This is a genomic window from Prochlorococcus marinus XMU1412 (assembly GCF_017696315.1).
Classification (GTDB): Bacteria; Cyanobacteriota; Cyanobacteriia; order PCC-6307; family Cyanobiaceae; genus Prochlorococcus_A; species Prochlorococcus_A marinus_AF.
This window is the reverse complement of record NZ_JAAORJ010000004.1, coordinates 612,953-633,285: the sequence shown is the minus strand read 5'-3', so window position 1 is coordinate 633,285 and position 20,333 is coordinate 612,953. Positions and strand designations below refer to the sequence as shown.

At 31.8% G+C, this 20,333-nt stretch carries 17 protein-coding genes; 5 read left to right on the top strand and 12 right to left on the bottom strand.

The window, feature by feature from the left end:
- The first annotated feature begins 121 nt into the window (after nt 1–121).
- Nucleotides 122–1,531 (top strand): glycosyltransferase, encoded by a 1,410-nt coding sequence (locus tag HA152_RS09910; protein WP_209135827.1) that lies wholly within the window; start codon nt 122–124, stop codon nt 1,529–1,531.
- Here the strand turns inward: HA152_RS09910 and HA152_RS09905 are convergent.
- Genes HA152_RS09905 through HA152_RS09895 form a run of 3 tightly spaced genes read right to left on the bottom strand, consistent with a single transcriptional unit; the run spans nt 1,465 to nt 3,062 of the window.
- Complete coding sequence (locus HA152_RS09905) at nt 1,465–1,710, bottom strand: hypothetical protein (protein ID WP_025882542.1); 246 nt, start codon at nt 1,708–1,710, stop codon at nt 1,465–1,467. The two genes, HA152_RS09910 and HA152_RS09905, sit on opposite strands and share 67 nt — an antisense overlap.
- Before the next feature lie 10 nt (nt 1,711–1,720).
- Nucleotides 1,721–2,797, bottom strand: a complete 1,077-nt coding sequence (gene mraY, locus HA152_RS09900) for a phospho-N-acetylmuramoyl-pentapeptide-transferase (RefSeq protein WP_209135826.1) — start codon at nt 2,795–2,797, stop codon at nt 1,721–1,723.
- Nucleotides 2,781–3,062, bottom strand: a complete 282-nt coding sequence (locus HA152_RS09895; RefSeq protein WP_025923746.1) for a DUF3134 family protein — start codon at nt 3,060–3,062, stop codon at nt 2,781–2,783. The genes mraY and HA152_RS09895 overlap by 17 nt, the downstream gene beginning before the upstream one ends.
- A gap of 284 nt (nt 3,063–3,346) precedes the next feature.
- Here HA152_RS09895 and HA152_RS09890 point away from each other — a divergent pair, with 284 nt between their 5' ends.
- Nucleotides 3,347–4,561, top strand: coding sequence for an argininosuccinate synthase (locus tag HA152_RS09890; RefSeq protein ID WP_209135825.1), 1,215 nt, complete (start codon nt 3,347–3,349; stop codon nt 4,559–4,561).
- A 3-nt stretch (nt 4,562–4,564) separates the two neighbouring features.
- Here the strand turns inward: HA152_RS09890 and rpsF are convergent, their stop codons facing one another.
- Nucleotides 4,565–5,026, bottom strand: coding sequence for a 30S ribosomal protein S6 (gene rpsF, locus HA152_RS09885; protein ID WP_209135824.1), 462 nt, complete (start codon nt 5,024–5,026; stop codon nt 4,565–4,567).
- Nucleotides 5,027–5,129: 103 nt separating this feature from the next.
- Nucleotides 5,130–5,990: a shikimate dehydrogenase gene (locus tag HA152_RS09880; RefSeq protein WP_209135823.1), complete on the bottom strand. Its 861-nt coding sequence runs from the start codon at nt 5,988–5,990 to the stop codon at nt 5,130–5,132.
- A 117-nt stretch (nt 5,991–6,107) separates the two neighbouring features.
- On the opposite strand from HA152_RS09880, the gene dnaK reads away from it, so the two are divergent.
- The gene (gene dnaK, locus HA152_RS09875; protein WP_209135854.1) at nt 6,108–8,015 is read left to right on the top strand and encodes a molecular chaperone DnaK; all 1,908 of its coding nucleotides are present in this window, start codon (nt 6,108–6,110) and stop codon (nt 8,013–8,015) included.
- Here dnaK and HA152_RS09870 read toward each other — a convergent pair.
- Entirely contained in the window at nt 8,012–9,094 is a 1,083-nt protein-coding gene (locus HA152_RS09870; protein ID WP_209135822.1) for an FAD-dependent oxidoreductase, read from the bottom strand. The two genes, dnaK and HA152_RS09870, sit on opposite strands and share 4 nt — an antisense overlap.
- Before the next feature lie 48 nt (nt 9,095–9,142).
- On the opposite strand from HA152_RS09870, the gene purU reads away from it, so the two are divergent.
- Complete coding sequence (purU, locus tag HA152_RS09865; RefSeq protein ID WP_209135821.1) at nt 9,143–9,997, top strand: formyltetrahydrofolate deformylase; 855 nt, start codon at nt 9,143–9,145, stop codon at nt 9,995–9,997.
- Nucleotides 9,998–10,006: 9 nt separating this feature from the next.
- Here the strand turns inward: purU and HA152_RS09860 are convergent, their stop codons facing one another.
- Together HA152_RS09860 and acnB are read right to left on the bottom strand one after the other, a co-directional pair.
- On the bottom strand, nt 10,007–11,365 hold the full coding sequence (locus HA152_RS09860) for a ClC family H(+)/Cl(-) exchange transporter (RefSeq protein ID WP_209135820.1): 1,359 nt from the start codon (nt 11,363–11,365) through the stop codon (nt 10,007–10,009).
- 9 nt (nt 11,366–11,374) lie between these two features.
- Entirely contained in the window at nt 11,375–13,948 is a 2,574-nt protein-coding gene (gene acnB / locus HA152_RS09855) for a bifunctional aconitate hydratase 2/2-methylisocitrate dehydratase (protein WP_209135819.1), read from the bottom strand.
- Between the two features lie 97 nt (nt 13,949–14,045).
- On the opposite strand from acnB, the gene HA152_RS09850 reads away from it, so the two are divergent.
- Entirely contained in the window at nt 14,046–15,113 is a 1,068-nt protein-coding gene (locus HA152_RS09850) for a 3-deoxy-7-phosphoheptulonate synthase (RefSeq protein WP_209135818.1), read from the top strand.
- Here HA152_RS09850 and HA152_RS09845 read toward each other — a convergent pair.
- The 4 genes from HA152_RS09845 to HA152_RS09830 form a co-directional block, all read right to left on the bottom strand.
- Entirely contained in the window at nt 15,106–15,747 is a 642-nt protein-coding gene (locus HA152_RS09845; RefSeq protein ID WP_209135817.1) for a diacylglycerol/polyprenol kinase family protein, read from the bottom strand. The two genes, HA152_RS09850 and HA152_RS09845, sit on opposite strands and share 8 nt — an antisense overlap.
- A 5-nt stretch (nt 15,748–15,752) precedes the next feature.
- The gene (locus tag HA152_RS09840) at nt 15,753–16,769 is read right to left on the bottom strand and encodes an RpoD/SigA family RNA polymerase sigma factor (protein ID WP_209135816.1); all 1,017 of its coding nucleotides are present in this window, start codon (nt 16,767–16,769) and stop codon (nt 15,753–15,755) included.
- A gap of 208 nt (nt 16,770–16,977) precedes the next feature.
- Nucleotides 16,978–19,056: a polyphosphate kinase 1 gene (gene ppk1, locus HA152_RS09835; protein ID WP_209135815.1), complete on the bottom strand. Its 2,079-nt coding sequence runs from the start codon at nt 19,054–19,056 to the stop codon at nt 16,978–16,980.
- A complete protein-coding gene (locus HA152_RS09830) occupies nt 19,053–20,324 on the bottom strand; it encodes an MFS transporter (protein WP_209135814.1) in 1,272 nt (423 codons plus the stop codon). The genes ppk1 and HA152_RS09830 overlap by 4 nt, the downstream gene beginning before the upstream one ends.
- Nucleotides 20,325–20,333: the final 9 nt, after the last annotated feature.

Genomic DNA, 20,333 nt, shown 5'->3' with positions numbered 1-20,333 from the left:
TATAACTGCTTTTTTGAAAACTTTTATTTTAAAAAAATTTCAAATCATAATGCTTTCTTAATATTTCCTTAGAAAATTCAGCTTATTTGTATTAAAGGCCGTTGACCGGAGGTTTTACTGAATGAGGTTGAAATTTTTACATTTACATTTACATGGTCTTATACGTTCTAAAAATCTTGAGTTAGGCAGGGATGCAGATACAGGAGGGCAAACACAATATGTTTTAGAGTTAATTAAAAGCTTGGCTAATACTTCAGAAGTTGATCAAGTAGATTTAGTTACTCGTTTAATAAACGACCCTAAAGTAGACGATGAATATTCTCAAGAAGAAGAATTTGTAGAACCTGGAGTGAGAATTTTCAGATTCAAATTTGGACCTAATAAATATTTAAGAAAGGAATTGCTTTGGCCTTATTTAGATCAATTAACTGAAACACTAATTTCTTACTATCAAAAAAACAAAAAGCCTAATTTCATTCATGCACATTATGCAGATGCTGGATATGTAGGAGTTAAACTAAGTAAATCCTTAAATGTTCCTCTTATTTTTACTGGTCATTCTTTAGGAAGAGAGAAAAAAAGGAAATTGCTTGATACTGGTTTAAAAAATAATCAAATAGAAAAACTTTATTCTATAAGTAAAAGAATTGAGGCAGAAGAAAAAGCATTGAAGTCTGCAGATATTGTCGTTACAAGTACTAAACAAGAATCAGTGTATCAATATTCCCAATATTCTTCTTTCTCACTTCACAAAGCTAAAGTTATTCCTCCTGGTGTTGATCATAATAAATTTCACCATATTCACTCCACAAGCGAGACAGCCGAAATTGATAACATGATGAAACCTTTTCTAAAGGATTCTACTAAACCTCCATTTTTGACTATTTCTAGAGCTGTACGAAGAAAAAATATTCCATCTTTGATTGAAGCATATGGAAGATCTGAAAAATTAAAAAGAAAAACTAATTTAATTTTGATTTTAGGTTGTAGAGAGAATACTTCAAAACTTGATCCTCAGCAAAAAGATGTTTTCAACAATATTTTTGAAACAATTGATAAATATAATTTGTATGGAAAGGTGGCTTATCCAAAAAAACATCTTCCAAGTCAGATTCCTGCTTTATATAGGTGGGCTGCTAGCAGAGGTGGTGTATTTGTAAATCCAGCTTTAACAGAGCCTTTTGGTTTAACTCTTCTTGAAGCTTCTTCATGTGGATTGCCAATAATATCAACAAATGATGGAGGGCCAAAAGAAATTCGTTCAAAATGTGAAAATGGGCTTCTAGTAGATGTTACTGATGTTAATGAGTTGAAAGTTATTCTTGAAAAAGGAATATCAAATAATAGTCAGTGGAAATTATGGAGCAGAAATGGAATTGAGGGTGTTAATAGGCACTTTAGTTGGAACACTCATGTCCGCAATTATTTATCAGTACTTAATGAAAAATTTTCAAATTCAAATAGTTATTCTTCATCTGACATTAAACAAAGTTGTTTAAAAGGGACTTCCTCACTTATAAAACCCCATTGATCAAAAACCTCAGGATCAGGGTGAAGAATTAGTTGATTATTTTGAGTTTTCTTTAGTTTAAAGCCCTTCTTAGAAAGTTTTTTCATTAAGTTAGCAGTTTCTTCAAACCTTGATGCCATTGCATCAAGACTTGAGCAGTCACTTGTTAATCCATTATCTTTCCATGTAAAAAAATTCATAACAAATTTTTTAAAGATTGATTTTTAAAACTATACCTAAAATTACAAGTAAAATGTTGATTTTCCAAAAATTTTCAACTATTTTTTGTTCTTTTATTCCTTTAAGTTCAAAGTGGTGGTGTAGTGGAGCCATTAAAAATATGCGTTTACCTCTATGAAATAATTTTTTTGTAATTTTAAAAAACCCTACTTGAATCATTACTGATAACGATTCAATAATAAATATTCCTGAGAAAATAGATAAGGTAAAAACACTATTGGTTAATAATGCTATAGAACCCAGAATTGCTCCAATACTTATAGATCCTGTGTCGCCCATAAATATTTTTGCAGGATAACTATTATACTTTAGAAATCCTAAGCATATGCCACACATTGAAAAACATAAGATGCTAAAAACAAAAAGTTCTTGCTGTTCTTTCAGTAATATTTCTGTTCCTAATCCATAAAAGACAATCCCACTGCATCCAGATGCTAATCCATCTAGTCCATCAGTCAAATTTACTGAATTACTTATGCCCACAAGTACTAAAAAAGAAACTGGCAATATGAAAATATTCATATTTATTCCCCAGGAGTCAGAAACTGTTATTAATGGACTGATTAAATTTTTTTCATAGGCGAACAATATAAAAATTATTGAGATGACACTTTGTAAGATAAATTTCTCATTTGTTTTTAAACCTGTGTTCTCTTTTCTTTTAATGCTTAAATAATCATCTAAAAATCCTGTAATAAAGAAACCAAAAATAGTCAGAAATAAAAGAAATAATTTTAGAGAACCTAAATTGATAGTTATTATCAAAAGTAAAATTAAAAAAGGGATTATCATAAAAATCCCACCCATTGTTGGAGTATCACTTTTTTTAAAGTGATTAGCTGGGCCTTCATTTCTAATATTTTGAAGTAAATTAAATTTTTTGATAATCTTTAGACCATTTTTCGTTGTAAAAATAGAAATAAAGAAGAATAGTATGTAAACTCCTGTAAAAATAAAATTATTAAAAAAACAGGAGGTAACTATTAAAGCAAAAGTATTTAATATAAATAAAGATTCAAAGTTAAACTTTTTAATCTTCCCAATCATCTTCTAATGAAGGATCTTCTTCAGTTTTATAATCTTCTTTTTCTCCCATAAGTGCTGAAAGTTCTTCTTCTTCTATTGTACTAATCTCTTGTGAATCGCCATCTTTTTCTGCAACAAGTCTACCTGTATTTTCCAGCCAAGATAGTAGGTCAGGTTCCTCTCTTAATGGCAACACAGGAGCTGGATCATCTCTGTGATAGCAAGTTAAAGCTGGATTGACTTCAGAAATGTCGTCTAATCTAAGTTTTAATTTATTTGAATCCATTAAAGGCTATGTTCTATATATAAGATAATACATAATGATGCACACGAAAAACTTTGTTTGATAAAGCAAATTTAAAATACTTTTTTATCTGGCTAATTTCATTGTTGCTGTCTGGATTATTTAAGCTTATTGCATACTTATACCCCAATGTTTTAATAATTAATAACTTTCTTCTCTTGTTACTAGTTTTTGGTCCAGCTCTTTTAGTTACAATAATATTATTATTTAATAAGTTTTCAAATTCTTAATTACCTCAAAAATTTAAATTTATGGAGCAAATTTAGATGCAGCAGATAAAAAAAGTTGTACTAGCGTATTCTGGTGGTGTAGATACGAGCGTGTGTATTCCATATTTAAAGAATGAATATGGAATTTCAGAAGTGGTTACTTTTGTAGCAGATCTTGGACAAGGCGAGGATTTAGAACTTATTAGGCAAAAAGCTTTAAATTCTGGTGCATCTAAATCAATCGTTGGCAATTTAGTTAATAGTTTTGTTGAGAGATACGCTTTTCCAGCCATTAGAGCAAACGCATTATATCTAGATAAATATCCCTTATCAACAGCCCTTGCTAGGCCTTTAATTGCTGAAAATCTCGTGAATATTGCAAGAGAGATTAATGCTGATGCAGTAGCTCATGGATGTACTGGTAAAGGAAATGATCAAGTTCGGTTTGATTTAGCAATTAATGCTTTAGGTCCAGATTTAAAAATTATTACTCCTGCAAGGGAGTGGAATATGAGTAGAGAGGAGGCAATAGTTTATGGAGAAAAATTTGGTATACCTGCACCAGTATCAAAAAAATCGCCATATTCAATAGACGTTAACTTACTTGGTAGGAGTATTGAAGCAGGCATACTAGAAGACCCCATGCAAGAAGCGCCTGAGGATATATTTTCGATGACATCATCAATTGATAATTCACCTGATTCCCATCATGATATGGAAATTGTTTTTAAAAATGGGTTTCCAGTTGGAATTAATGATGAATTTTTAACTCCAGTAGAGATTATTCAAAAAGCTAATGATCTTGCAGGTATCCACGGTTTTGGAAGAATAGATATGATTGAAGATCGAGTAGTAGGAATTAAAAGTAGAGAGATTTACGAAACCCCTGGTCTCTCACTTTTAATCAAAGCTCACAAAGAATTAGAGAGCATAACATTAAACCCCGATGTTGTTGATTTTAAAGGAATAGTGGAAAAAAAATGGGGTCAATTAGTCTATCAAGGTTTTTGGTTTGGACCTCTTAAAGAAAGTTTAGATGCATTTATATCATCAACTCAAACTTCAGTTAATGGAAGAGTAAAGATTAGACTTTATAAGGGGAACGCAATAGTCATTGGGAGAATGTCGGAAAAAAATTCACTTTACAGGGAAGATTTGGCAACTTATAGCAAAGATGATATTTTTAATCATTCTTTAGCAGAGGGTTTTATTTATATGTGGGGTATGTCTAATAAAATATGGGCTGAGTTAAATTCTAAAACAAATGATTAATATTTAAGATTTAGCAGTTTCTTTAGTTTCAGCATCATCTTTTCCCGAAGTTGAACTATCTCCACTAGCTACTGGTTGTTTTTCTTTAGAATCAACTTCAGCATCTTGACTATCTTTTTTCTCTGATTCAGATGCGCTCTTGCTCGAAGGTCTTGGGGTTGGTAAAGGACCGTCTTGTTTAACGGTCATGTATCTAATAACATCTTCACTTAGTCTCATTGCTTTTTCAATTTTGAAAATATGTTGTCCATCACCTTGATGACTTAGTTGCACGTAAATGCCTTCTCTATGTTTTGCTATCTGATAGGCTAATCTTCTCTTGCCTCTCATTTGGCTATCAAGAATCGTACCGCCAAATTCTTTTAAAAGCTTATTGTATTTATCAATGTGATTAGTAACTTCATCTTCCGCAATGTCTGGGCGGAGGATATACATTGTTTCGTAATAAGGTTGTTGATCGTTCATAGTTTCAGACAAGGTCTTTGGCTCATAAATTAGTTTGATGAGCGTCTGTTCATTATTTACGATACATTATCATAGGCAATTTCTTAAAAATAGGATTATTTTTTTAAAGATATTTTTTTAGTGCGTCATTCATTACATGAAAAGGTACTTCTAAACCATCAGTCCAAAATGATATTGATTTCATTCCTTGAGCAATAAGCATTTCCAAACCATTTATAGTCATGCATCCTTTTTTGGCGCTAAATTTTAATAAAGGAGTTGTGGCAGGATTGTAGATTAAATCATAAACAATTGTTTTTGAATTAAGAGATCTCCAAAAAGCCTCGCCATATGGCAATACATTATTTTCATATTTAGTTGTTTTCATCCCTACTGGTGTTGTATTTACAATTAAATCTGCTTCCTGAATTAAAATTTGAGCTTGATCATCATTATTTAAGAAACCCTGAAGTTGAATTTGATTATCAAAATTTTTTATTAGTTCATTCAGTGATAATTTGTTACGTGATATTACTGAAATTGTCGACAGATTTAAATTTATTAAACCTTGAATAACAGATCTTGCTGCACCCCCTGAGCCAAGAATTATTGATTTTTTCTTTGCTAAGTTGAAATTTTTTAATGGATAAATAAATCCTTCTACATCAGTATTAGTTGCACTCCATTCTTTTTGGTTATTTAATTTCAGAGTATTTATTGCTTTAAGTTTGTTAGCAATCGGTGAGATTTCACTACAAAGGTTAAATACTTTTTCTTTGTGTGGAATTGTAATGTTTAAACCTTTGCAATTAATCTTTTTAAAAGAATTCAGAACTAATTCTAAATCTTCATCTTTACAGGGTATGGCAATATAGATTAAATCTAACCCTAAATATTGAAGGGCAGCATTTTGCATAATTGGTGACAAAGAATGGCCTACTGGATTACCAATTAATGCTATAAAAGATGTCTTACTTGAAATCATGTTTAGAATTTTTTCCTTAAAAAAACTGATCTGTTCGGGAACCACTCCCCGTCTTTGAGTAACAATAATGACGACGATGACCGATTATGGAGAATAACAAATATTGAGAATTTACCCATGGGTAAGGTTGTAGGAATCGATTTAGGAACAACAAATAGTTGTGTCGCTGTAATGGAAGGTGGTAAACCTACTGTAATAGCAAATGCTGAGGGTTTCAGAACTACTCCATCAGTTGTTGCATATACAAAAAATCAAGATCAGCTTGTTGGACAAATAGCAAAAAGACAGGCTGTGATGAACCCTGAAAATACTTTTTATTCTGCAAAACGTTTTGTTGGTAGAAGAGTTGATGAAGTTAATGAAGAATCTAAAGAAGTTAGTTATTCTGTTGAAAAATCTGGTTCTAGTGTCAAATTAAAATGTCCTATTTTGGATAAGCAGTTTTCTCCTGAAGAGGTGAGTTCTCAAGTTTTAAGAAAGTTAGCAGATGATGCGGGTAAATATCTTGGAGACAAAGTTACACAGGCTGTAATTACAGTTCCAGCTTACTTTAATGATTCTCAGAGACAGGCTACGAAAGATGCTGGAAAGATTGCAGGTTTAGAAGTCTTGAGAATTGTTAATGAACCAACTGCTGCGGCTTTAGCATATGGTTTGGATAAAGAAAATGAAAAAATTCTTGTTTTTGATTTAGGGGGAGGAACATTTGATGTCTCAGTTATTGAAGCTGGTGATGGAGTAACTGAAGTTCTTTCTACATCTGGAGATACACATTTAGGTGGTGATGATTTTGATAGATGCATAGTAGATCACTTAGCTAATACTTTTAAATCAAATGAGGGAATTGATCTTAGACAAGATAAGCAAGCATTGCAAAGATTGACTGAAGCTGCAGAAAAAGCAAAAATAGAGCTCTCAAATGCTACCCAAAGTGAAATAAATCTACCCTTCATTACAGCAACTCCCGAAGGACCAAAACATTTGGATTTGAACCTCACTAGAGCAAAGTTCGAGGAATTAGCTGCTTCTTTAATTGATAGGTGTAAGACTCCAGTTGAGAGAGCTATCAGTGATGCAAAAATTTCTACTAGTGAAATTGATGAAGTTGTTATGGTGGGAGGCTCATCTAGAATTCCTGCTGTTTTAGATTTAGTTAAAAAAATAATTGGTAAAGAACCAAATCAAACTGTCAATCCTGATGAGGTTGTAGCTGTTGGAGCTGCTATTCAGGGAGGAGTTTTAGCAGGAGAGGTTAAAGATATATTGTTACTTGACGTTACTCCACTTTCATTAGGTGTAGAGACTTTAGGGGGAGTAATGACAAAAATGATAAATCGAAATACTACAGTACCTACGAAGAAATCTGAAACATATTCAACTGCTGTGGATGGACAAACAAATGTAGAAATTCACGTATTGCAGGGTGAAAGAGAAATGGCTTCTGATAACAAAAGTTTAGGAACTTTCAGATTGGATGGTATACCTTCAGCACCTAGAGGTGTTCCACAAATTGAAGTTACATTTGATATTGATGCAAATGGAATTCTTAGTGTTACAGCTAAAGATAAAGGAAGTGGTAAAGAGCAAAGTATTTCTATTACTGGTGCTTCAACTCTTTCTGATAATGAAGTAGAAAAAATGGTAAAAGATGCTGAATCAAATGCATCTGCAGATAAAGAAAAAAGAGAAAAAATTGATTTAAAAAATCAAGCTGAAACACTTGTTTACCAGACAGAAAAGCAACTTGGTGAGTTAGGAGACAAAATTGATGCTGCAGCAAAGTCTAAAGTTGAAGAAAAAAGTAATGCTTTAAAAGAAGCAACTTCAAAAGAAGATTATGAATCAATGAAAAAACTTCTTGAAGAACTCCAGCAAGAACTTTATGCAGTTGGTTCATCTGTTTATCAGCAACCAGGTAATCAGCCACCATCACCTAACGCAGCAGGCGGTCCTGATCAGAGTGATTCAAATGAAAAAGGTGGAGACGATGTAATTGATGCAGACTTTACTGAAACAAAAGATTAGTAAAGGTAATTTTTAATTTCATTAGCAACCCATTTAGAACAAGCGGGAGCCAGTAAAATCCCATTTTTGTAAAAACCTGTACATATTACTAGTCCATCTTTAAGATTTTTCATTATTGGCGAAGGCTTACCATCTGGTCTTGATCTAATTCCGTACCACTTTTTAGAAATTTTTCCTTTCTCCAGCCAATTCGGTTTTTTATCGAGAAAATTTGTGAGTTTTTCGAATGTATTTTTTTCTGGCTTAGTACTATATTCGTCAGTTGATCCAATAATTAGCTTATTTTTTGATTTTGGAATTATATTTTTACCATTTATATTGAATTGTTTTGGCAGCGATAACAAATCAACTTCTGCATCATTAATCTCAATTTCCATAGCTTGACCTAAAACAGGCTTTAATTTGATGTTGTGAGATCGGATATCTATTAAATCAATCGCTTTTAGTGAATTACACAAAATAACAATGTCAGATTTGATATTTTCATTATTCCTTGTTGTAGAAATCCATTGATTGTTTGATTTTCTTATTTTTATTATTTCTCCTTGTAAATAATTTACTTTTTTATGTTTTAGATATTTATCTAATGTTTGAAGTAACGATAAAGCATTTATTCTTCCATCTTTGAAGGAGATGATTCCTTTTATATTTGTTGCTTGGAAGGCTTTATTAATATTCTTGATAAATATTGAGTCTCTTTCTAAAATTCGCAAGTTTTGATCATTATTTTCATAAACAAATTTCTCTAATTTTTTAAACTTTTCTTCATCTGTAGTTAGTTGTATTAATGGTTTTTCGATATTTAATTCACAATTAAATTTTTGCAGGAATGTAATCCATTGTGGCCATAATTCAATGCTCTGTTTCCTGAGATCCCAGCTTCTACCTCTTCTTTTTTGATACATATTACCCATTAGTAAGCCTAAAGCTGCATTGCTACTATTTTGGTGTTGAGCTGGATCTATTATCGTTACCTGGAAACCTAATTCTGATAATTCTAAGGCGTTAAATTTTCCAATAATCCCTGATCCAATAATAACTATGTGTGCTTTTTGAAAATTTTCTTTTAAGCTTTTCATTGATATATTAGATATACTTGCTTATTTGACTTAATAGTTAAAGATTTTTTGGAACATCCTTCAATTATATTCAAAATTGTTTGTCCCGATCGTCCTGGCCTTGTAAGTCTACTTACAAGTTGGATTTCAAATTATGGTGGCAACATAAAACATTCTGATCATCATACAGATCAAGATGCAGGATTATTTCTTAGTCGAATTGAATGGAATAGTAACAATGAATTTTTTAATAGAGATGAAATTTATAAAGAATTTGAAAAAATTGCAGATGAAGTAAATGGAAAATTTAACGTAAATTATTCAGATGAAATTCCAAATGTTGCTATTTTCGTGAGTAAACAAAATCATTGTTTGATTGATTTACTTTGGCGAGTAAGAAATGGAGAACTCAAAATGAAAGTCCCGTTAATAATTTCAAATCATTCTGATCTTGAAAATATTGCAAATGACTTTAATGCAAAATTTGTTCATATAGATACCTTTAAAACTGATAAATCTATTGTTGAAGATCAATTTTTACATTTACTTAAAGAATATGAAATTGATCTCGTTGTATTAGCTAAATATATGCAAATTTTGAGTGACTCTTTTTTAAAAAAGTTTTCTTCAATAATAAATATTCATCATTCTTTCTTACCTGCATTTAAGGGCGGGCAACCATATCATCGAGCTTGGAAGAGAGGCGTTAAATTAATCGGTGCTACAGCTCACTATGTTACTGAAGATCTTGATGAAGGCCCGATAATTGAGCAATGCACAGTTAATGTAAGTCATAGGGATGAAGTTGACGATTTGATTAGAAAAGGAAGAGATATTGAAAGAATAGCTTTAGCAAGAGCAGTTAGATTACATCTGAATCATCAAGTATTTGTTTATAACAGCAAAACTGCTGTTTTTGATTGAAGATAGTTTTTAGTCTTCTAATTCTATTTGTATTTGTCTTTCATAAATTGATTCTTCATTAAAAACTCTTGCTATCAAGAAACTGGCAATGCAGCTGATTAACACAGGTTTCATTATTAATAAATTTTTTGTTAAAGCGAAAGCTAAAAACATTGCGGTAATTGGTGTTCGCGAACATCCTGCTACGAAAGCTCCCATTCCCGCAAAAATGTATGTACTTGGTGCATGTCCTGTCGCAATTTCCACCCAGCTCCCCATTATTAGTCCAATTGACCCACCTAAAGTAAGCATTGGATAGAACAATCCTCCAGGAGCTCCAGATGCTGCAGCTAAGCCTGTCGTAATAAATAATACTAAAACAGCTAATAAAGCAATTCCAATACTTGTATTTTGTTCAGCTATTATTTTCTGTAATTCATCTAAATTATGAAATGTACTGGGTAAACAAGAGTAGATGCTTCCTAAAATAAGTCCACAAATACTCATTTTTAAAACAAATTTATTTTTATACCACTTTTTCCCAAGATTTTGCATCAACAAAACATATCTGCTGTACAATTCTGCAAATATTCCAATAATTATTCCTAGTAAAACTAAGTAAATAAAATCTACAGGTAAGAAAAAAACTGATGGGTCATATTCTTTTTGAATCAAAAATCCGAGGTTAAAATCAAACCCTCCTGCTTTAGGATCTAAACCTAAGGCTTGAATAATATCAGCAGATGAATCTGCAATGAAAGTTGTAATTACTACTAATAGCAAAATTACTGGTCTTGCAGAGTTTAATAACTCTTCTATTGCATAGACAAACCCTCCTAATGGAGCGCTAAATACTGCAGCTATTCCAGCACCACCCCCTGCTGCTACTATTACTCTTCTAAAAGCTGTGGGAGCTTTGAGCCACTTGGCCATTTGCCAAGCTACTGATCCTCCCATTTGAACGGATGGACCTTCTGGACCCAAAGGGAATCCACTACCAATTGCAATAATTCCTGATATTAGCTTTACTAAGCCTACTTTTAAATTCATTGGAACTTTTTTATGCCTTAAAAAACCCATGATTTGACTAACTCCTGAACCTTTTGCAGCAGGTGCAATATTTTTGATCAAATATCCTGCAATAGCTCCTCCTAGAGCTCCAAAAATAGGTAAGACCGCAATAGATGGGAATTGGTCTAATAATGCTAATCTCCAATTATTAATAAAATAGATTCCAGTTTTAAAAGATATGCTTGTAATTGAGGCTCCTAAACCTGTTAATAAGAGCGAAAATGCAACGACTAGAGATCTTTGTTTTAATAATTTTTTGATGCTACGAGAGGAATTATTACTTGTTTTTTGAATATTATTTTTTATAAAATTTGGCATAGTCCATGATTACTTTGTCAAGCTGAAATCGTGTATTTCATCAAATTGAAGATAGCGATAAAGTTCATCTGAATATGGATTAATTTTATTTTTAGTAATATCCTGATATTCCTCAACTTCAGGTATTTTGCCAAGCAGTGCGCAAACTGCTGCTAATTCAGCGCTGCCTAAAAAGACTTGTGCATTCTTGCCAAGTCTATTGTCAAAATTTCTTGTACTAGTAGAAAATACTACGGAACCTTCATCTACTCTGGCTTGATTTCCCATACATAAAGAACAGCCCGGTAACTCTAACCTTGCACCACAATCTTCAAAAATTTTATAGTAACCTTCAGCTTTTAGAGTTTCTTCATCCATCTTTGTTGGTGGACAAATCCATAATTTAGCTTTTAAATTTTGTACTCCTTCAAGAACTTTTGCAGCTGCTCTGTAATGACCAATATTTGTCATACAAGAACCTATAAAAACCTCGTCAATATTTGTATTTGCAACATCAGTGATTTCTTTTACATTATCTGGATCATTAGGGCAAGCAACTATAGGTTGTGTTACTTTTGCTAAATCAATTTCAATGATTTCTTCATACTGAGCGTTTGAATCTGGTTTAATTAATGATGGTTTTTTTAACCAATTTTTCATATCATTTATTCTTCTTGAAATCGATTTTGAATCTTCATAATTACTCTCGATCATTTTTTCTAGCAGGCAAATATTGCTTTTTAAATATTCTTGAACAGTTTCTTGGGATAAAAGTATTGTGCTACCAGCGCATGAGCGTTCTGCAGTAGCATCAGTAAGTTCAAAAGCCTGTTCAAGTTTTAGGTTTGGTAATCCTTCAATTTCCATAATTTTCCCGTTGAATATATTTTTCTTATTTGCTTTCTCAACAGTTAAGAGTCCTTTTTTAATTGCGAAGAGAGGGATTGCATTTACTAAATCTCTAAGAGTGACTCCTGGTAATAATTCTCCCTTAAATTTAACCAGCACAGATTCTGGCATATTTAATGGCATTGATCCTATTGCAGCGGCAAAGGCAACAATGCCCGAGCCTCCAGGAAATGAAATGCCAAGAGGGAATCTAGTATGACTATCTCCGCCAGTGCCAACAGTATCTGGGAGAAGCATTCTATTAAGCCAGCTATGAATTATGCCGTCTCCAGGCTTAAGAGCTACTCCACCTCTTTGAGATATAAAATCAGGTAATTCTTTATGGGTAACTAGATCTACTGGTTTAGGATACGCAGCTGTATGACAAAAACTTTGCATCACTAAATCTGCAGTAAATCCTAAACAAGCTAGTTCTTTTAGTTCATCTCTAGTCATTGGCCCAGTAGTATCTTGACTACCAACTGTGGTCATAATTGGCTCACAGGTCATTCCTGGCCTTACTCCCTCTAAACCGCATGCTTTGCCCACTATTTTTTGAGCTTGAGTAAAGCCGGCATTACTTTCGGTTGGATTTTGTGGTCTAGTAAATATTTCACTTGGTTGATAATCTAATTTGTTTCTAATTTTGTCCGTAAGAGATCTTCCAATCATAAGATTTATTCTTCCTCCAGCTTGAATTTCATCAGTAAGAGTTGATGGATACAACTCGAATTTGCTTATTAATTCTTCAGTATTTGAATCTTTTTCAATTTTTTTAATAATGCCTTTATAAGGATATATTTTAATAACATCTCCTGTTTTCATTTGAGATACATCAGCTTCTATAGGTAAAGCTCCTGAATCTTGTGCAGTATTGAAGAAAATTGGGGCTATTTTGCTGCCAATTATTATTCCACCTGTTTTTTTGTTGGGAACAAAAGCGATATCTTCTCCTATATGCCAAATGAGTGAATTAATAGCAGATTTTCTAGAACTCCCTGTTCCAACAACATCTCCAACATAAGCTATTGGTAAATTTTGTTTTTTTAAATTATCAAGAATCTTTAGTCCATCAGGTTTTTTAAATTCCAACATAGCTAATGCATGCATTGGAATATCCGGGCGTGTTGTTGCATGTACAGCTGGAGATAAGTCGTCTGTGTTTGTCTCACCGTCAACTTTAAATACTAAACAAGTAATCTCTTTCTCCAGAACTTTTTTATTTATGAACCATTCTGCATTTGCCCAACTATTTACAACTTCTTTTGCATAAATATTACTTTGAGATAATTCATAAATTTCATTAGCCGAGTCGTAAACAAGAATAATATTTTTTAAAACTTCTGCTGCTTTTTTTGCGAGTAAACTATTTTCTCCTTTAAGGATTGCAACCAAAGAATTTACATTGTATCCGCCTATCATTGTTCCAAGTATTTCAATTGCTTTTTCGGGATTAATTGATTTGCAATATTTTTCGGAATTAACAATAGCCGTAAGCCAGCTTGCTTTTACGTAAGCAGCCTCATCAACTCCTGGGGGTACTCTATTTATTAGTAAATCAAGTAAATAAGATGAATCGTAAGTACTATCTTGTTCTAATAATTTTGTAATACAATTTGTTTGTTCAGCATTTAAAGGTAAAGGTGGTATACCTTTGGCAGCTCTTTCAGCTACATGATCTGCATAATCTTTTAGCAATGTTTCCAAATTCTTCATTAGTAAGGTTTAATGCCTAATCTATTGTTATTTTTAATATTGAAAAGGAGAGTATTCATAAATGCTTTTTTAAATATTCAAACTTCTTAATTAATCAATGACGACATCATCAAATAATTCAGCTTTAGAAAAGACATCAGATTTACATGTTCTTGAAACACGTCCATTAATACCTCCAAGCAGATTACATAATGATATACCTTTAGATCACGACTCTGCTAATACAGTATCTAAAACAAGAAGATCGATACAAAATATTTTGCATCATAATGATCAGAAGCTTTTAGTCATTGTGGGTCCATGTTCAATTCATGATCTTGAGGCGGCAAAGGAATATTCAAAATATATTCAAAAATTCCGAGAAATGTATAACGATAAATTAGAAATAATTATGAGAGTATATTTTGAAAAACCAAGAACAACTATTGGTTGGAAGGGATTGATAAATGATCCTCATCTAGATGATTCTTATGATATTAATACTGGTTTAAGAAGGGCAAGAAGTTTGCTTTCATATTTAGCAACTCGAGGCATACCCTCTGCTACAGAATTACTAGATCCAATTGTTCCTCAATACATTGCCGATTTAATAAGTTGGACAGCCATAGGTGCGCGGACCACAGAAAGTCAAACTCATAGAGAAATGGCATCAGGATTATCAATGCCTATAGGCTTTAAAAATGGAACGGATGGTTCTTTTACTACTGCAATTAATGCAATGCAGTCAGCTTCAAAATCCCATCACTTCTTAGGTGTAAATGAAAATGGAATGGCTTCTATAGTTAATACTACAGGAAATCCAGATGGACATATAGTTTTAAGGGGCGGTTCAAAAGGCCCAAATTTTGAAAGTGATCATGTACAAAGAATTTCAGCAGAATTGAGGCAGTGTAATCTTCCCCATAAAGTGATGATTGATTGTAGTCATGGAAATTCCAATAAAGATTTCCGAAAACAGTCAGAAGTGCTAAAAAATGTAGCTTCTCAAATTAGTAATGGTGAAAAAAATATTTTAGGAGTTATGCTTGAAAGTCATTTGAAGGAAGGAAATCAAAAACTTTTAAAAAAAGAAGATCTCCAGTTTGGCAGAAGCATTACAGATGCATGTATAGATATAGAAACAACAAAAGAATTAATCGCTATTTTATACCATTCACTTAGCTAGTTATTAAAAAATTAAAAAATAATGCTGAAGAGATTGGAACAATGAAATTATCTATTCCTAGAATACTAAATTGCTCGAGCAAAGTCGCAATAAAAGCTATTGTAAAATAATTTAAATTTAGACTATTTTGTTGAGAATATCCTATTGAGCAAACTACTATCAAACTTGTTAAAAACATTGTTATGGTTCCATATAAAGATTTTTTTTGTTCAAAAAAAATCCAACTCTTTGAGTTAAAGCTTTTTCCTATTAATCCAGCTAATCCATCACCAAAAGTCATTATGAAAAATCCACTAATTAGTGCATATGGATCTTTATCCCAGAAAAGATAAATCAAAATAAATAAACTTAGACAATAAAATAATGTCCCATAACTTTTTCTCTCAACATCCTCAATTGTTGGAAATAATTTATAGTTGTAATTGGTGAAAACCATTAATGAAACAATTCCCGTAAAAATTAGAGCAGAGTTTTGATTAATTTTTAAAAATTGAGCAATTGGTATTAAAGGACCTATTCCAATATGTATTATTTTTCTGACTATTTCTTTGTTATCTTCATTATATTTTTTAAAAACTATTGAAATTAAAAAAATTAAAAATAAATATAATAAAATTACAATAAATTTTATCAATTTGGTTAAGCTGCTTTTTGATGAGTTGTCATTACTCGAAGCTTTAATATTGCTTTAGCTTCTAGTTGCCTTACTCTTTCTCGCGAAACATTAATTTGTCTTCCTATTTCTGCGAGTGTTAATGGTTCTTCACCATCTAGCCCAAATCTGAGCTTCATGATTTTTTGCTCTCTTTCATTTAATTGAGAAAGCCAAGTTCCTAAATGCTCTTTTTGAATAGTTCTATCCATACCTTCCATAGGCTCTTCACAGTTTGGATCGGGTATGAGTTCACCAAGTGTACTTCTGTCTTCTTCCCCTCTTGCATGTGCATCTAGGGAGGCGCAAGGAGCACTTTGAGAAATTAAATCTTCTAAATCTTTTTGATCAATTCCCATCTCAGTTGCCATTTCCAATCTTGTAGGTTGTCTGCCAAATTTGTGTGATAATTCTCTGGAGACTCTTCTCATTTTGGATAGTTTTTCACTTATGTGAATAGGCAAACGAATGGTTCTAGCACTGTTATCAATTGCCCTCGTCATTCCTTGTCTAATCCACCAGTAAGCATAAGTTGAGAATTTATATCCCATAGCAGGATCAAATTTATCTACGGCTCTTTCAAGTCCAATAGCTCCTTCCTGGACAAGATCTAATAATTCAAGCCCTTGGTTTTGGTATTTTTTTGCAACTGAGACAACGAGCCTTAGATTAGCTGCCATCATTCTATCTCTTGCTCTTTTGCCAATCTTAATTTGATAAAGATTTCGTTGGGTTCTATCAGTTTCAGGAATTTGTAGCAACTTTTTCATGTTCTGAACATGATGAGCTAACTCTATTTCCTCTGCTGGAGTCAAAAGAGGTACTCTTCCAATGCTACTTAAGTAATAGCCAATAGAATCTGAAGCGAGTCTGCCAGATTTTTTTTGGCTTTGTTTTGCCGTAAGACTGGATTTCGATTTGCGAGATTTGCCCGCAGTGTTTGGTAATCTTGGCTCATCAAAATTATTTGAAGAGCTTTTCGCAGATTCCAGAGGGATCCCCATCACCCTGGCCTCCTAAATAATGGATTTTTTAAAAAGCTAGCACTGAAATTGAAATAAAAACTACTTTTACGTTGAAATTTTAAAGACAAAAATTTTTTTTTTAAAGCTTACTTCTTGAAATCCATTGATATGAGATGATTTTATAAAAAATAAAAAAAATTTAAAATATTAAGTATTTTTATAAATGTTGTAAAAATCAATATTAATTTTATTTTTCTATGAGGTCAATTTGCGAACGATTATGCGATGAATCTAATTCATATTTCGAATATGAACCATCATCTTTCATTATCCAAGAAAAGTAATTATCTTTAATGTAAGTTTGCAAAAGCGTGTATATTTTAGATTTCAATTCATAATCCTCTATAGGAGTAACAGCTTCTATTCTTCTATCAAGATTTCTTCTCATCCAATCTGCACTCCCTATAAAAACCTCATTATCCCCGTTATTACAAAACCAAAAAATTCTTGAGTGTTCAAGAAAATGGCCAATAATGCTTATAACTTTAATATTTTCACTTAAATTTTTTCTTTGGGGATATAGGCAACAAATACCTCTTATGATGAGGCTAATTTTTACACCTGAGTCTGAAGCTAAATAAAGCAGTTTAATTATTTCTGGGTCTACTAAAGAATTCATTTTTGCGATTATTTCGGCTTTTTTGCCTTCTTCTGCATTTTTAATTTCTCTCTTTATCAGAAATATAAATTTCTCTCGCATCGATGAGGGAGAAACTAATAACTTTTGATAACTTTTTTGTTTAGAGAAACCAGATAAGTAGTTAAATAACTCAAGTAAATCAGATGCAATATCAGGATCCGTTGAAAGTAATCCTAAATCTGTATAAAACTTTGAAGTATTAGAGTTATAATTTCCTGTTCCAATATGGAAATAATTCCTTAATCGTCCTTTCTCTTTTCTTACTGTTAAGGCAATTTTTGTATGTGTTTTAAATCCGATGATTCCATATACAACATGAATGCCAGCTTGTTCAAGTTGTTTGGCCCATTGAATATTATTATCTTCATCAAATCTTGCTTTTAGTTCAACAAGAGTCATTACTTCTTTACCATTCTCTGCAGCTCTCATTAAAGCTGCAATTATAGGGGAATCTTGGGAAACTCGATATAAAGTAATTTTTATAGCCATTACAAGTGGATCATCAGCTGCTCTGTTTATAAATTCTTCAACTGAAGTTTTAAATAGGTCATAGGGATGATGAAGCAGAATATTTTTTTTCCTAAGTATCTTGAAAATAGAATTAGGGTTTTTGTTTGAAGGCAAATCTAAATGTTTTAATTCTGGGTGAGTTTTTCCAATTAGTAGATTTTCTTTTAAATCATCTCTATCAATTTTTGTAAGCTGATTTAAATCGTCTAGGCCTAATAAACTTTTGCAAAAGTATATATATTCTTTCTGTATTGCGATACTTTCAATAAGTAACTTTAGAATATTTTCTGGCATATCTGACTCCACTTCTAATCTAACTACGTCTCCACCTAATCTTCTTTTTTGCAAACTTTGTTCAACAGCTAAAAGTAGATCATCAGCTTCAAGTTCTTTTAATTCTAAATCTGCATCTCTTGTCACTCTAAAAAAAGAGTAATTTATACATTCCATTCCGTTAAATAAAGTATTTATATTATTCCCAATTAAATCTTCAACACTTATGAAATAGTGAGAACTTTCATCACTAAGTTGAGTAATTTCATTGGGAATTCTTATAAATCGGGGTATATTTTTTGTTGGTATTTTTACTCTGACAAACTGATTTTTAGAATTCTCCTCATCCTTTATTAAAGCTGCTAAATTTAGACTTAAATTACTTATAAAAGGAAATGGATGTGCCGGATCAACAACTAATGGAGTTAATAAAGGGAAAATAGATGTTGTAAAGAAGTTATTACACCAATTTCTTTGATTATCACTTAGGTCCTTATATTTTTTTAAAATTACACCTTTTTCTTTTAATTCATTTTTTAATTCATTATTTACATAGTTTTCTTGGAGAATAGTTAACTTCTTTATTTCATTATTGATTTTTTTTAATTGCTCTTTAGGGGTAAGTCCGTCAATACTTTTTTTAGTAATTTCTGCTTCAACTTGAGCCTTTAATGAAGCTACTCTTACCATAAAAAATTCATCTAGGTTATTACTAAAAATTGAACAAAATTTTACTTTGTCTAGGATTTTGTACTCCTTTTCCATTCCAGTAAGGAGAACTCTTTTATTAAATTCAATCCAACTTAATTCTCTATTAATAAAAACATCAGCCTGGCGTTTCATTTCAATACTTTTGATTTTTGATTATTAAAAGAATTATTACTTTTACCCTCTGCAATAAGGTATATCATGAAAAGCAAGATAACGGAACCAGCTATAAAAGGAGATTTAGGACCAAAACTATCATAAACCCTTCCTGCCATTGCAATTCCTAAAACCCCCCCAAGACTCTGTAGACCTTGAAGATTACTTAAAATTGATCCTTGTTTATCAGTGTCTAATTTCTTTGATATTAGTGCTCTTAAGGTGGGCGTAATTAATCCTGCCCCAACGGCTAAAAATGATACAGCTGAATAAATATTAATTGTCGCATTTTCTTTTGGAGCAGTTATTAAAAGAGAACATGCAACAAGAATAAAGCCTGATCCGATAAGTGTTAATCGCATTTCTCCAAATTGTTTTACAAGAGGCCCAATTAGTCCTCCCTGAACGATAATTGCAATTATTCCTACTACAACAAGAGTTCCACTTGATGCTTTTGTCGTCCAGTTTAAAGATTCTTGAAGGAAGAATATAAGTATATTGGTCAATCCAGTAAAAGCAATAAAGTAAATAAAAAAAGCTAATGATAATTTTTTAATCTTTTCTTCTTTGAAAACTGTAAATAGGTTTTTTAAAGGGTTTTTTATAAAAGGTTTTGATTTATTTGAGTCACTATTAGGCTTGGTTTCCGGTAAGTAAAAAAATACAAGGAGGAAATTTATTATTGGAATGATTGAGGCTATCAAAACTGGAATAATAAAATTATTATTTGTATTTTTGGCAAAAATAACAACAAAAATATTACCTAAGAAAAAACTTAAACCAAAAGCTACACCAATAAGTCCAAATGTTTTTGCTCTTTTTTCAGGGCTTGAAATATCTGCAAGAATTGTTGTTGCAGTAGCTGCAGTTCCCCCACTTAAACCGTCAATTAGTCTTGCTAAAAATAATAAAAATAAAGGGATAGAGGCTATTGAATTTGACCAATTAAATAGAACTGTAAAAGATAATATTGATATTCCTATGACTGAACCAATAATACAAAAAAGAGTGACAGGTCTTCTTCCATATCTATCGCTCATAAGTCCTATAAAAGGAGAAGCTGTAAATTGAGCTAATTGGTAAGTGCATGATAATAAACCATATGTACTTGCTTTAGAATCAAAAAGTAAAACAAAGGAGGGTAATATAGGTAGTAGTATGCTTTCACTTAAACGATCATTTAGAAGAGTGATAAAGGCACTAAGGAGAGTAAATTTTTTATTTGGTTTTAATAAACTTTCTTTCACAATATTTAC